Genomic DNA, 14,442 nt, shown 5'->3' with positions numbered 1-14,442 from the left:
GCACGGCGGCTTTGGCACCGTGAGTCCCTGATGATCATCCATCCAAACGGCCTCCATCTTTACCCGCGGACCGCCGCGGCGTAGCCTCCCTGGTGGGCTCAGCAGGGCTCATGCCATGACGACCAGTCCACTCGAAACCCGGTCGTTCCGAGAAAGATGGAAGTCACCCGGCGGATGGATCGGGCGTTGACGCTTCGCCCCCTGCCATGAGTCCAGAAGACAACAACCGCGACGAGCGCCTTTTCGAGCTCGGTGAGTCCCTCGGCCACGCGCTGCGCGCCGGAGAGTCCGTGCGCCCCGAGCAGTGGGCGAAGCGCTACGACCTGGAGCTAGAGGACGTGGAGGCCGCCCTGCGCGCACTGGAGGGGCTCCGCCCTGGGGCTGAGGCGGGTGCCGGGCGCCCGCCCGCCTCGCCCTTTCCACAGGATTTGCAGGCTCCGAAGCTCCCGGCCGACCTGGCGGTCCGCGGGGAACTCGGGCGCGGCGGCATGGGCGTCGTCTGGCGCGCTCACCAGGTGAGCCTCGACCGCGACGTGGCCGTCAAGGTCCTGATGCCGACCGAGATCGTCTTCGGCGCCGCACTGGAACGGTTTCAGCGTGAGGCCAAGAGCCTCGCCCGCCTGCGCCACCGCCACATCGTTCGCATCCACGACGTGGGCACCAGCGACGGGCACCTCTACTTCGTGATGGATCTCATCGAAGGAGAGAGCCTCGCTGCCGCCCTGAAGCGCGGCGGCGCCATGAATCCAGCCCGCGCCGTCCGGCTTCTGCGCCAGGTCGCGAGCGCGATCGCCTACGTCCACGAGCGCGGAATCGTCCACCGCGACCTCAAGCCCGCCAACATCCTGATCGATGGCGACGGCGACGCCTACGTCGTGGACTTCGGCCTCGCCCTCGATCGAACGGCGGCGACCGACCTGACCGTGACCGGGCACCTTCTCGGGACGCCTGCGTACATGGCCCCCGAGCAGATCCGCGGCGACCGGGCGCTCATCGGAGAGACGAGCGACATCTACGCGATGGGAGCTATCCTGTACGAGTGCCTGGAGGGCAAGGCGCCCTTCGCTGGACTCGGGCTCATGGACCTCGTCCAGAGCATCGAGCGACGCGAGCCTCTCTCGCTCATGCGCACGAGGTCCAGCGTGCCTCTCCCGCTGGCGCGTATCGCGCACAAGGCCATGGCCAAGTCGCCCGCCGACCGCTACCCGACGGCGCGCGCGCTCCTAGAGGACCTCGAGCGCTTCGAAGCGGGAGCGCGCGTGCTCGCGGAGCCACCGTCCGTCATGAGGGGGCTCGGGTTCTGGACGAAGCGCCATCGAACAACGCTCGCGGCCATTCTGGTGAGCGTCATCGTCACGGCACTGGCGCTGTCTTCCCTCCGGCCAGACTCGCCCGGCCCGGAGATCCCCGCCGTTCTGCGAGCCGCGCGCACGATGGCGGCGAACGGCGAGGCCGCGGCGTCACGTCTGCTGCTGCGCCAGGCGCTCGACGAAGGAGCGGCGCTCGACGACGGCGAACTCCAGGCGGCCCTGGCGCAAAAGCTCGTGAGCGGCGACGAGGACGTACACCGGCGAATCCGCGTCGCCCTGGAAGAACAAGACTCGGCGAAGGGCCGCGCCGATAGCAGCTGGAAGCTCCTGCACCTGGCCTCCCGCCAGCTCGAAGGAAGAGGTGACGCTCGCCCGATCCAGGCCGACGAGGAGATCTTCCTGGACCGGGCCGGGGGCTGGACCGAAGTGCTCGACGCCTTCGTACCCGCATGGCTCGGCGCTGATCACCAGACGTGGAGCGAGGTGGCAGTGGCCCTCCTCCAGACCCGTCTGGCGAAGCCCCTGATCGGGTGGATGTCACGCCAGGGCCACGCGGCCGATCAGCTCCTGCTTCTCTGGGTCGAAGACGGCGCGCTGACCCGCAGCACGCTGCAACCCGTGCTCGGGAAATGCGTGCGAACCCAGGAATTCATGGACCATCTTTCCGAGCGCGGCGCGGCTGCGCTCCCCGGGTGGATCCGCTCGATCGACGACCCCAACCCCGCCGTGCGTGAGGCGGCGCGGCACATCGCGTGCGCCATCACGGGCTTCCCGGGCTCCCCCTGGAGCGGTCGCATCGGGGTCGCTACCGCCCTGGGCCCGGAGGAACTCACGGCGCGGCTCACCGCGTGGAGTTCCACCTCGCCCGCAGAGTGGGACCTGGAGCTACTGCGTTGGATGGTAGACCTCAGCGGCTCGCCGCAGCGCACGCGGGAGGCCTGGTCGGGTCTTCTCTTCACGCGGTACGGGAGCGATCAACTCGTGAACCCACTTCCGGCATCGGCCGCAGAGCTGAGCCAGCGCATGCATGACGCACTCGGGCTCACCGGGACCTTCGAGTCGATGGGCGCAGCGGATCTGCAGGAGCAGTTTCTGAAGGCGAAGAGTTCGATGCGCGCTCCGCTCCAACGGCTCCTCGCGCACAAGCTCGGACGTCGAACGCCGCTCTGGCCTGCGCTCGAGACGGGCTACCCGGGCCCGGAGCCCACGTCGCTCGCCAGCGACTGGTATCGCCTGGTCGCGGAGGAGAGCGGCACGGGCCGCGATCTCGGCTTCCGTGTGCGCTGGGCCTGGTTCGACGCGACGGAGCCCGCGGAGCAGCCGCTGCTGATCGAACAAGACGCGCAGGTCGTGATGCCGGGTAGACCGTTTTTCGTCCGCGCCCTTCGCGACGTCGAAGGGACCGCCTGGAGGACACCACTCATCAACGGGGGATTTCTCGACAAGGCCCCTCCACCCGCGCTCCTCTGGCAGTCCGTGAAGAGACCTGCGAAGCCCGCGGAGGTGCTCTTGACCGGCCGAGTCGAGCTCCCCCCTGGCGGCCCAGTCCTTCACTTCGAGCCGCTTCCAGGCGACAGCGGTCGAGCCGGTCCGATGGCCTCCTTCGTCGCCGGCGCCTGGCGAGGGCTCGCGCCGGAGACCACGGAGCCGCTCATGAAGTACCGGCACTCCGACGCCGACGGCGAGGAGGTGCTGGAGATCTTCGCCGCCCGGCTCGACCTCCCGCATACGGCGTTGCCAGAGTGGCTCGACTCGAACACGCTCGACCACCTGCGATCCCGCTACCTGGAGATCGAGCAGGGAAATGCCGCTCCTGCCCGCGCCGCATCCACGCCGAAGACGATGTCCCCCCAGAGAAAGTGGATCGTCCGCATTCTCCTGGCGTTCCTCGGCGTCTCGGCCCTCTTCGGGATCGTCGATGGTTTCCGGCGGGCCCGACGTGCGGAAGTGAGCGTGCGAATCATCTGCCGCCGATCGGCCCAGGTCATGCTCGGAGTGCTCATGGGCCTCTTGATTCTCTTGGTTCCGCTGCAGCAGATTCCGCGCCAATGGGTCGCGCCGATCCTGCTGGTGGCGAGCGCCTGCGCATGGCTGAGCGTCCCGACGTCGTCAAGGTCGTGGGCCGCGCGCGCCCCCGCCGTTCTCTGGCTGGCGGCAGCGGCGCTCACGGCCTCCGCGACCTCGTTCGGCGGCGGCAACACGGCCTTCGCTTGGGCCACCCTGCTCTGGCCGCTCGGCGCGCTGATCGGTGGGGTGACCCTCGAAGCGGCCGCCTGGCGCCTCGGCCTCGGTCAACCCCTGAGCTCGCTCGTGCTCCTCACGGTGCTCGCGGTCTACTTCGGCGACGGCTTGCTCTCCGGCCTCATCCTCACGCTGGAGACCGCCCACCGAGAAGATTCCCTGGCACTGGCTCGCTGGCTGACGGAAGCGCGGGCGAACTCGACGCTCGTCCAGCTCCAGTTCGCCCTGCGCAGCGCCCCCCTGGCCACGCTTCTATTCCATGCCACCTGGTGGACGCTGACGCTGCGACTCCACAGGTACCAGCGGGAACGCTCGGGCCAGTGACTTCCGCTGAAGGATCTCGATCGGACCCCGCGTGCTTCCGACGAGCGTCTCCGTGAGCGCCGCGAACGGCGCGAACACCTGACGGCTCTACCGGTCGCGCGTCAGTCCAGCGCGACCGGGCAAACGAAGTCGCCCGGCTTGAACGCCAGGATCGACTCGTCCACCTGCCCGAGCACCCGCTCGGCCACCGTCCCCATGTGGAAACCCGGGCGGCCCCCGATCGAGAGGCTACCCATGACGAGGAGATCGGGGTGCTGCTCCTCGACCTCCTTCATGATCTCGAGGTGCGCGACGCCCCGTTCGAGCTGGAGCTCAGGATCGGTCTCCAGCCCGGAGACGGAATGCTCCAGTGCGCTGAGCGCGTGCGCGCGCGCGTCCTCGACGAGCGCGTTGTACTCGCTCTCGGTCATGGAGGACGAGTCGCGCTGCTGCTCGGGCGTCAGGTTCCAGGCGTGGAGCACGTGGAGCTCGCCCTTCGATTGACCGGCGATCCACGCAGCCGACTCGACCGCCAGCTCGGAAACCGCGGACAGGTCCGTGGACGCGAGGACATGCCGGTGCGTCAGATCATGATCGGGCTTCACGAGCCACACCGGCGCTGGAGACTTGCGCATCACCCGCATCGCCGTGCTTCCAACGCGGCGGCGAGTGCGCTCGGTCGTCGAGCGCTTCCCCGCCACGATCAGATCCGCGTCGCCCGCGAGCGCGCGACGCACGAGCATGTGCCAAGGATGGCCCTTCACGAACTCGTAGCCGGCACGCGCGCCGTCCGCCCCCATGAGCATGCAGAGTTCGTCGAGTTCGGCCTCGGCACCCGGTGCGACATCGATCGGGCCCGTGCCGTCTTCCGCCCACGCCGCGTGCAGCAGGGTCACCTTGGCCCCGACCCGCGAGGCCACCCAGGCCGCCTGGCGGGCCGCTCGCATCGAGCCAGCGTCGGGCACACCGGTTCGCGGATGAAGGCCGATACCGACCGTGATTTGCTGTAGTTCGTTCACGATGAGTGTTCCGACCGTCTTCGGATCCTTCGAGGAAGTGGTGGCATTCGAGGGTGATGATCCACCGGAGGCCCTGGAACGCTCCAAGAGGAGCCGCCGGAGGCGGGCGGCTGGGGACGCTGGTGACCGGTCGAGACCGTAAGCCTAGGAGTCTTGGACCCAAAAGGCGAACGGAGAGGGGCGGCCGACGCCGCAGGCACGAAAATGGGCCAGCGCAAAGGCGCTGGCCCATCCATGACGACCTGGCTCGTGGCGATCAGTCGTTGTTCGAGCCACCCATGTAGCGGAAAACGAGGTAGGCAAGGGTCGCGACCGACGACAGCGCGCCGGCGACGTAGGTGAGCGCTGCCGCTCCGAGGACCTTGGAGACGCCATGGCGCTCCGCATCCGTGCGCGCGATTCCCGCCTGCGTGAGAACGGCCTTGGCGCGGTTCGACGCGTCGAATTCCACGGGCAGCGTGACCAGCTGGAAGACCACCGTCGCCGCGAAGAGCACGATCCCCGCCACGATCAGGGGCTGCATCTGGAAGATGCCGCCGGCGATGAGCGGGATGATCCAGAACCTGGATCCGAAGCTCGTGACCGGCACCATCGCCGAACGGAAGCCGAGCCAGGGATAGCGCTCGACGTCCTGAATCGCGTGACCGGCCTCGTGAGCGCCGACGGCGATCGAGGAGATCGAACGCCCGTCGTAGACCTCGGGCGAGAGCCGGAGCGTCTTCGTGCGGGGGTCGTAGTGGTCCGAGAGAAAGCCGCCGACGCGCTCCACGGTCACGTTGGCGCCGCCTGCGCGACAGACGGCTGCCGCCGCTTCCGCACCGGTCATCCGGCTGCTTACAGGGACCTGGGCGTACTGCTGGAACGTCGATTTCACCCGGGACGAGGCCCAGATGCCCAGGAGCATCGGGGGCAAGACGAACAGAAAATAGACGGGGTCGAAGAACATGGTCTGGGAGCAGGCTGGCGCCTGTCGGGTAGGTGGTTGCAGGCGAACATAGGCCAAGCGCGGCTCGGACTACAGGAATCGTCGGGCGGAGTGAGTCGGCCCGCCCCGCGGTCCCTCGCGAGCGTCCCTATAATCCAGGCGTGAAGATCCTCCACTTCGACTGCAATGCCACGACGGCCGCGTCCGAGCCCGTCATCGCCGCCATGCTGCCCTGGCTCGGACGCCCCGGTGCCAACCCCTCCGCGACCCACCCGTCGGGACGCGCGGCCGGGCGGGCCGTCCGCGAGGCGAGGGCCCAGGTCGCGGCCATGATCGGAGCCGCCGAGCCCACCAGTGTGGTGTTCACCTCCTCGGGGTCCGAGAGCACCGCCATGGCCTTCGGGAGCGCCAGGGCCGCCGCCCTCGAGTCCAACTCAGGTGAGCCGCGACCGATGGCCATCAGCACGGCCGAGCACAGCGCCACACGCAAGTGCGCCGCGCGCGCCGCGGCCGGGACCGAGGTGATCACCGTTCCCGTGAACCGCGACGGGGAACTCGATCGAGAGGCCGCCCTGGCGGCGATCGCCAGGCGACCCGCGCTGCTGTCGCTCATTCTCCTGAACAACGAGACCGGCGTGATCAGCGACCTCGAGGGCCTGGGAGCCGCCGCCCGCAACCACGGCGTCCTCTTTCACGTCGATGCCGTCCAGGCGCCCGGAAAGACGCCGATCGACGTGGCGGCGCTCGACTGTGACTACCTGAGCCTGTCGGCCCACAAGTTCCACGGACCGCGGGGCATCGGCGCCCTTTACGTGAGACCCGGCGCGCCGATCACCCCGCTGTTCCTGGGTGGCCCCCAGGAGGAAGAGCGCCGCGCCGGAACCGAAAACGTCCCCGGGATCGTCGGCATGGGGGTGGCGGCGGAGGCGGCTCGGGAGCGGGCGCTGTCCACTCCGTCCCAGGCCGAGATCGCCGCCCGCCGCGACCGCCTGGAGGCCGCCATCCTGGAGGGTTGCCCGGGGTCGTTCGTGCACGGGGGAGGCGCCCGGCGGCGCGCCTCGAACACCTCCAGCATCGGATTCGACCTGGCTGGAACCGGCCTGGACGCGACCGCGCTGCTGGGAATGCTGCACGACGGCGGCCTCGAGGTCAGCGCAGGTTCCGCCTGCAACTCCTCGAAAATGGCGCCTTCGCCGGTCCTTCGCGCGATGGGCTGCGACGACCAGACGGCCTCCAGCGCGCTCCGTTTCTCCATTGCGGCTGCGGGGATGCCCGACGCGGCGACCGATGAAGAGGTCTCGGATTGCATAGCCAGGGTCCTGGAAGCCCACGGCGCTCTGGCCGCCCTCAAGGGATGAAAACCTGGAGGACCTCTGACGAAATCCCGAATCGGTGACTGTTCCAGCATGGCCGGGATCTCGGGGGTAATCTTCCCGGACGCCCGTCCGCGTCCCCAGCACGCGCTCTCCCCATCAGCCCCATGGCCGAACAGCTCAAGACCTACACCACCCGCGTCTCCGGATTCCTTCGTCCCCGCCACACCGTCCTCGACGAAAACGGCAAGGACCTGGGTGTTCTGGAGGTCCAGCGAAGCCGCCTCGGCCTGATCGTGGGCGCGACCTGGAAGCCCGAAAAGGGTGAGGTGCTGGAGATCAAGCGCGACCCTGGGCTCCTCAGGGCCCAATTCGCTTGCTGGACAGAAGGCCGAGAGTGGCTGGGATCCTCGATCCGGCCCGGCGTCGCCCGGCGCACCATCGAGATGTGGACGGGCGGTAAGCCGCTGCGCCTCGTCCCGAGGCTCGAATTCGGGCGCGGCTGGCGCATCGTGGGCGCGAAATCAGGCGTCGTGGCCCAGATCGAGCACGCCCTCCTCGGGCGCTCGGCGAAGATCGCGACCTTCCGGAAGATCGACTTCGAGCTTCTGATCTTTGCCTATTTCATCGGCGGGCTGGCGCTCTGGGAGAGCGCTCTGCCCACCTCGGTGGAATCCGTCGACCGGGGAACCCCGGCCACGGCCTGACCGTTCGTTCAGGGAAGAGAACGTTTTTCTCCTCCCCGGGAAGAACGGGTCCCACGGCCCGTCCAGCCCTCCGCCCGGCCCCCGTTCATCCCGAGGGCCTTTCCGGGGCACCGATCCTACTCACTTCGTCTCACGCGTTCCTATGAAGCCTCTCCTCGTACTCATCGCCGTCGCTGCCGCGGCAGCCGGTCTCTTCTTCGTCCTCCAGGGGGGCGATAAGTCGCCTCAGGATGGCCAGGGCCTTGCCGTGACGGTGTCGAACACGACGGTCGATGCTCCCGCCGAGACCACCACCGAGGACGAAGCTTCGCTCGTCGGGATCAGCACCGGAGGCGACCGGACCGAGGCCGCCACCCAGGTGCAACCCACCGTCGCCACCCAGCAAACCGACGATCTGAGCGCCGTCCTGGGCTTCGGGCAGCTCACCGGACTCGTCACCGACGCGAAGGGCCAGCCGATCCAGGATGCCAAGGTCACGCTGACCCGCTACGGCAGCCAGTCCTTCTTCTTCGACGACATCGACCGCTCCACGGACGTCGTGGCCACCACCAACAGCGAGGGCGTGTACGCGTTCGAGCGCGTCGAGGCCTACGACGGATACGCGCTGATCGCGACCCACCCGGACTACAGCCGCACCGAAAACTCGAACGTCATCATCCAGGACGGCAACCAGACGGACGCGCCCGCGCTCGTGCTCGTTCCCGGACGGATGATTCACGGCATCGTGACGGACACCGGCGGCAACGCCGTCCCGAACGCGACCCTGAAGCTGAACGAGAACATGATGATGGCTGCGTTCGACGGCTCCCAGGCGGATGCGGAGGCAGTCACGACGACGACCGACAAGCTGGGCAAGTACGAGTTCAAGAACGTCTCGCCCGGTCAGAACTACGTGATCGAGGTCAGCGCGGATGGCTACGGTGGGATCAACACCCCGCCGCTCGCCGTGCTGGAAACCGACGATACGACCCACGACATCAAGCTCGAGGTCGCCTCGATGCTCGCAGGCCTCGTGACGAGCACCTCCGGCGAGGTGATCCAGGGAGTGACCATCCAGGCCTATCTGGTCGACAAGAGCAAGCCGAGCACCAACTCCTCCACGGTCAGCGACGAGACCGGCTACTTCGAGATCACGGACATCCCGCCCGGCGACTTCCAGATCGTGGCTCGCCACCCTCTGTTCAAGCCGGACGCCCGCTCACGCGCCAAGTCCGGAGACATGAACGTGACGATCGAGCTGGAGCCGCTGCCAAGGGTTTCCGGGCGCATCGTCGACTTCACCACCGGAGCTCCCCTCACGACCTTCGAGGTCCAGCTTCGCCAGCCGGTCGCCGGCGGGCAGAACGAGCTTTCCACCGCGGATCCGAGCACCCGGATGACGGTCAAGGACCCGGAGGGCCGCTTCGAACTGGTGGTCCCGCGCGCCGGTGACTTCATGGTCGAGGGCATCGCGCCCGGCTATGCCAACAGCACTTCGGAAGCGTTCACGACCGTCATGGGAGCCAACGCCCCGACGATCACGGTTCGGATGACCAAGGGCGGCACTCTCACCGGCCGCGTCGTCGGCTCGAACGGCCAGCCGCTCGCTGGCGCTACGGTCGCCACCCACGACAAGGAGTGGTCCGACGATCTCTTCTGGCAGTCGCTCGGAGCCGGAGCTCCCGGCAGCGCGACGGAGACGACCGTCCGCACGGGCGACGACGGAACCTACACGATCCCGTTCTTGACTCCGGCCTCGTACCAGCTGGTGGTTCGCCACCGCGACTACGCCCAGGAGATCATGAAGGACCTGACCGTGACCGAAGGGCAGACGTCCCGCGTGGCGGACTGCGTGCTTCCCGTGGGCGCCGAGCTCTCGGGCACGATCATCGGCCCGGGTGGCAGCCCGCTCGCTGGCGCGACGGTGAAGATGTTCCCGACGACGCCGAACGCGAAGACCTACACGGCTCAGACCAACAAGAACGGCGAGTATCGCATCAAGAACGTCCGTCAGGGCTCCTACAAGGTGCATGCGACCCGCCCACGGACGGCCGCTGACAACCCCTTCCAGGAGAACATCGATCTGAAGAACACCCAGCGCACGGTGACCGTTCAGAACGGCAGCAACCTGGCTGGACAGGACTTCAAGCTGACGGATCGATAGGCCACTCGGAGGGGACTCCGTCGGGACCGCACCAGGTACCGACGAAGTCCCTTCCGAAACGACGCGCGCTTTTGGTTGCGGAACCCACTGTCCCAGTGGATGCTTCCTGAATGGACCGGAGCCGCTCCACCGACGACCGCATCTGGTCCGTCGCCCAGTGGGAAGCCTTCCTGGAGGGGCGCTTCGACTTCCCCATTCGAGTGATCTACGGTCGATCTCGCAGCGCGCCCGTCCAGGCGCGCGCCCTTCGCGCCTCCAGGCGACACGGCGCCGCACGCGTCATCGAAGGCTGGGAGCTCCGCCTGCACCATCGCTTCCAGTCGGCGCCCCATGAGGTCCGAGACGCGCTGGCCACCTGGCTCCGCGCTGGACGCCGCGCGACCAAGGCGGGGCCGGTGCTAGACGCGTGGATCCACTCGGAGATCGCCAGCCTCCCGCCACGCGAGCGGAGGATTTCCCTGGATGATGGCGGCGAGGCCCATGACCTTCGAGCCATCGCAGAGCCGCTCTTCGAGACCGAGTTCGAGAACGACTTCGAGCCCGCGAACGACGTGACTCGACCCAGGATCAGCTGGGGCCGCCGCGCTCTCAGCCGATCCAGACGGTCGCTGCGACTCGGCAGCTTCGAGCCCACGTCCCGCATCGTGCGAGTCCATCCCGTGCTCGATCAGGAGGGCGTGCCGGAGTGGTTCGTTCGCTTCGTCCTGAAGCACGAGATCCTCCACGCGGTGATCGAGACCTACCGCGACCGAACCGGGCGCTGGGTCCACCATGGCCCCGAGTTTCGACGGCGCGAAGCGAGCTGGCCCGAGTACGAGGCGGCGCTCCACTGGGAGTCGAAGAACCTGGCGCGGCTCATTCGATCAGCGCGGGAAGGCACGAAGCTGAGGGTGCGCCCCGAGGACTTGATCGATCCCGATCCGCAGGCCAGCTCCGGGCCCGTGGAGTTGCCCGCCGAATCTCCCGCCGAGCCGCCCGCCGCAGATTCTCCGCAGGCGAGCCCCGATGCGTTCGAGAGAGCTCGTCAACCGGACCTGCCTTTTAGCTGATCCGATCACTGTCGGGCTTCAGCGGGAGCTGTAGCCCTGCGCCGTATCCTCGACGTTCGCGCCGGTGAGGCAGGTCCCGAGGACGTTGCCGCCGAGTCCCTCGAGCGCGTTGATCGTCTGCTCCACGTAGTGGCGCGGCGTCTCGTTCAAGCGCACGACTACGAGGATCCCGTCGGCCATCGCGCCGAGCAAGCTGGCGTCGGAGATCGTCATCGCCTGGGGCGTATCGATCAGCACATAGGTGAAACGCTGGCGCAGCGCGTTCAGCACGGTGCGCATGCGCTCCGATCCGATGAGCTCCGACGGGTTGCGCGGAAGCGCGCCCGCACCCATCACAGAGACTCCGTTCACGGAGGTCTGGCGGATCGCGGCTCCAATCGACAGACCGCCCCCGAGAACCTCCGTCAGACCCTGGCGACGCGGCAGTCCGAGGTAGCCCTCGATGGACGGGTTGTGCAGATCGGCGTCCAGCACCAGCACCTGCATGCCCGGCAGCTCGGCCAGGGCGAGCGCCAGGTTCAGCGTGCCGACCGTCTTGCCCTCCCCGCGGAGTGCGCTCGTCATCACCAGCGTGTGCGAGGCCCCGTCCGGGTTCATCGCATGCACCGAGTTCCTGAGGCTACGAAACTGCTCCGCAATCTGCCCACGTGGGTCCACGTGAACGCTCAGCTCTTCCCGGCGGATGGGCGTCTTGCGAGCCTCGTCGGGTTCTGCGGGGCGGAGGCCGCCCGCCTTTGCTCTGGAATTTAGTGCCATGACTGCGCTCATCTTCCCCATCGACGGCGGGTCCGAAAGCCCTGATGCGGAATCGTTGAAGAATATCGGGCGGACCGGACCAGAAAGGGTGGTCAGAACGAATAGACGGGCGGATGGACCGGCTCCAGGCGCTCGAGATCCCTGGCCACCGCCGTGGGCGACGGCGGCCAGTCGATCTGCAGGAAGCGCTGGGCCAGCGGGTGGTCGGCCCGCTGGGCGGCCTGTCGCAGCGCCTGACGGAAATCCTCGGCGTCCGCGTCCAGACGGGCCTCCTGGAGCGACCTCAGCGCTCGCTCGGCGGCGTAGACCAGCGTCGACGACGTGCCTGATGGCTGAGCACTCTTGTCCATGCCTCTCGTCAGGGACTCCAGCAGAAGGCGCCGAGCCCGACGGCCGAGGGCCTCGTCCCCCACCAGGGCCGCCAGGTCGAGCCAGGCACGCTCCACCAGCTCCCCTTCGACGGCTGCCAGAGCCCCCGCGGACTCGAGCACCCTGACCGAGCGCTCCATGGCCTCGTTACGGGCCTCGGCGCCGGCAGCACCGACCCGCAGCAGCGCGGAGTCGAGGACCTGGCCCTTCGCGGTCCCCAGGCTGCCGCCGACCCAGCGGTTGAGCGCCTGAAGCGGGTGCCCACCCAGCGCACGGAGTTCCTGAGCCGCTTTCCAGAGCGCCGATCGCTCGATCTGTCGGACATCGGGTGAGGGCCCGGGCTGGAGATCCTCGACCGCCGAGCGGAGGATGACGGACGCCCAGCCCGGCCCCTTCGACGGCCCCTTGGCTACCTCGGGCGCGCGCTCTTCGGCGACGAGCGCCGCCCAGATGATGAGCTGAGTCAGCGGCTCGCGCTGTCGCCGGAGCTCCGGGGACGGGAACCCGGGCGTCTCTTCCCTGTCGAAGAATCGGAGACGAGCCAGCTCCAGGCCAAGCCCCCGCAGATCCCTCGCCCCGGGGCCGTCCTCGGAGAAAAGACGATTCAGCTGCGGAATCTTCACCTCTGCCCGACGATCTCCGCGGGGCTGCACGATCCCGAGGGTGCGCAGGGCCTGGCGGAGGACCGCCCTTTGCTTGACCGCCCCGATCGGACTCGCGACCGGGCTCGGCTCCGAGAGAACCCGTCGCGCCGCGGCCGCCGCCACGGAGGATTCGACGCCCAGCCCTTCGGCCACCGCGAGCCTCAGCCACTGGCCCTCCGGACTCGCTCGCTCGAAGTCCTCGAACAGAAATCCGTCCGCCGGCACGACGCGCGCTTCCTCCGCGCCCTGCCCGACGACGAGCATCGGCACGAGCTGGCGCAAACCGATCGAGAGTCGATGAAGGCGCTCTTCGAAGCCGCGCGCGGAGGCCGCGTAGGCATCACCGGTCCCCTGGATCGTCTCGGGCGCGAGCGCCAGCGAACGGGCCTCCGCCAGGCTCGCCAGCGAACGCGCGTCTCTCTCCACGAGGTCCAGGATCGAACGCAGGCAGCGCGGATCCTGCAGCGACGGAGCCACACGTCCGCGGGCCGCAGCCGCCATCAGTCCTTCGAGGGCGACCACATCGCCGTACCAGGCCCAGCGCTGCTCCAGCCAGTGCACGGCCGCCGGCCAGTCGAGCACACCGAGGGCGCGCGCTGCCGCTGACTGCCGGATCAGGTTGCCCTCGGTGATCACGTCCCGACACCACGCGGCGATCCGCTCGGCGCCCAGCTCGCGCAGGCCTCGCCCCTCTGGCGCAAGCTGCGTCGTACCGCGCTGCACGACGTGGATCCACGCGCGCGCAGGCGGCTGCTCGTCGCCCGCTTCGACGCGATCGGACGGAAAGACCTCGCCAGGATAGCGATATCCCTGCAGCTGAAACGCGCCGTCATGGATCACGCAAAGCTGCTCGAGTAGCTCGTCCCACGATCCCTCGATGCGCGCTGCGCCGAGGCGAACGGCGGGACGCCGCGCCATGCGCTCGACGAAGGAGGGATCCACGACGATGGGGACCGGCGCACCGCCCCGCCGGTCCAGCAGGTCGAAGGCGGACGCTCCGCTGCTATCCGTCGCCGCGTCGGGCTCGGTACCGTTCGGGTCCAGCGCCACGCGGAACGAAGCGCGCTGGAGCATCGGTTCAGGGAGGCCCAGCTCCTGGCGCGGAACGTCAAAGGCACCGTTCGAGGGCTCCGACAGCGCGCTTCGGCTCCAGCGATTGAGCTGCGCGATCAGCGCATCCTTACCCACGGGTCGCACGGCGGGATGCCCGTCCGCGGCGAGCTGGACCGCGAACCCGAGCAGGCGATCGTCCCCGCCGAGGATGACGCTGAGTCGACGGCGCGAGGCAGCCGCACCCGCGTGGGTCTCTTCGCTGGAAGGAGGGCCTCCGGGACCCGAAAGGGCGATCAGGCTCGCGCGAAGCTCGCGGATCGCCGATTCGTAGCGATCTCGCGGCGTCCCGGCGGAAGCACCGCCCCCCGCCCCGCCGAGGGTTTGCCGGAGAACCGTCGCGATCTCCGCCTCCGCCTGAACCCGCTCTTCGAGTCGCGGCGCACCCAAGCCGCGCACGAGATCTCCCAGGTCGCGCGCTGGATGCCCCGATTCGCGCAAGAGCGCACCCGGTCCCGCCGAATGTCCCGCCGAAAGCCCTACCGAGGCCCCTACCGAGGCCGCGGCGATCGGAGTGAAGGAAACAGCGAGAGCGAGCAGGAGGTTTCTCATG

Annotated in this window: 9 protein-coding genes; 5 read left to right on the top strand and 4 right to left on the bottom strand. The window is 68.6% G+C overall.

Annotation, left to right across the window (positions count from 1 at the left end):
* Positions 1-206: 206 nt before the first annotated feature.
* Positions 207-3,875 carry a serine/threonine-protein kinase gene (locus tag Poly30_RS09435; protein ID WP_145196593.1) on the top strand — a complete coding sequence of 1,223 codons (3,669 nt, stop codon included), beginning with the start codon at positions 207-209 and terminating at the stop codon, positions 3,873-3,875.
* 101 nt (positions 3,876-3,976) lie between these two features.
* Here the strand turns inward: Poly30_RS09435 and Poly30_RS09430 are convergent, their stop codons facing one another.
* Both Poly30_RS09430 and Poly30_RS09425 read right to left on the bottom strand, forming a co-directional pair.
* Positions 3,977-4,873: a universal stress protein gene (locus Poly30_RS09430; RefSeq protein WP_145196591.1), complete on the bottom strand. Its 897-nt coding sequence runs from the start codon at positions 4,871-4,873 to the stop codon at positions 3,977-3,979.
* Positions 4,874-5,129: 256 nt separating this feature from the next.
* The gene (locus Poly30_RS09425; RefSeq protein ID WP_145196589.1) at positions 5,130-5,819 is read right to left on the bottom strand and encodes a zinc metallopeptidase; all 690 of its coding nucleotides are present in this window, start codon (positions 5,817-5,819) and stop codon (positions 5,130-5,132) included.
* Positions 5,820-5,959: 140 nt separating this feature from the next.
* Between Poly30_RS09425 and Poly30_RS09420 the strand changes: the two genes are divergently transcribed.
* The 4 genes from Poly30_RS09420 to Poly30_RS09405 all read left to right on the top strand — a co-directional run bounded on the left by Poly30_RS09420 (position 5,960) and on the right by Poly30_RS09405 (position 11,010).
* On the top strand, positions 5,960-7,156 hold the full coding sequence (locus Poly30_RS09420) for a cysteine desulfurase family protein (RefSeq protein WP_419191171.1): 1,197 nt from the start codon (positions 5,960-5,962) through the stop codon (positions 7,154-7,156).
* 122 nt (positions 7,157-7,278) lie between these two features.
* Positions 7,279-7,818: a hypothetical protein gene (locus Poly30_RS09415; protein WP_145196585.1), complete on the top strand. Its 540-nt coding sequence runs from the start codon at positions 7,279-7,281 to the stop codon at positions 7,816-7,818.
* Positions 7,819-7,960: 142 nt separating this feature from the next.
* Positions 7,961-9,961 carry a carboxypeptidase-like regulatory domain-containing protein gene (locus Poly30_RS09410; protein ID WP_145196583.1) on the top strand — a complete coding sequence of 667 codons (2,001 nt, stop codon included), beginning with the start codon at positions 7,961-7,963 and terminating at the stop codon, positions 9,959-9,961.
* 110 nt (positions 9,962-10,071) lie between these two features.
* Entirely contained in the window at positions 10,072-11,010 is a 939-nt protein-coding gene (locus tag Poly30_RS09405; RefSeq protein ID WP_145196581.1) for a hypothetical protein, read from the top strand.
* A gap of 18 nt (positions 11,011-11,028) precedes the next feature.
* Here Poly30_RS09405 and Poly30_RS09400 read toward each other — a convergent pair whose 3' ends face one another.
* Together Poly30_RS09400 and Poly30_RS09395 are read right to left on the bottom strand one after the other, a co-directional pair.
* Positions 11,029-11,766: a CpsD/CapB family tyrosine-protein kinase gene (locus Poly30_RS09400; RefSeq protein ID WP_419191170.1), complete on the bottom strand. Its 738-nt coding sequence runs from the start codon at positions 11,764-11,766 to the stop codon at positions 11,029-11,031.
* A 92-nt stretch (positions 11,767-11,858) separates the two neighbouring features.
* The gene (locus Poly30_RS09395; protein WP_145196577.1) at positions 11,859-14,441 is read right to left on the bottom strand and encodes a hypothetical protein; all 2,583 of its coding nucleotides are present in this window, start codon (positions 14,439-14,441) and stop codon (positions 11,859-11,861) included.
* Position 14,442 lies beyond the last annotated feature (1 nt).

It is taken from the genome of Saltatorellus ferox (assembly GCA_007751475.1).
Classification (GTDB): Bacteria; Planctomycetota; UBA1135; order UBA1135.
The sequence above is the reverse complement of the archived record's forward strand: the minus strand, read 5'-3'. Positions and strand labels throughout refer to the sequence as shown.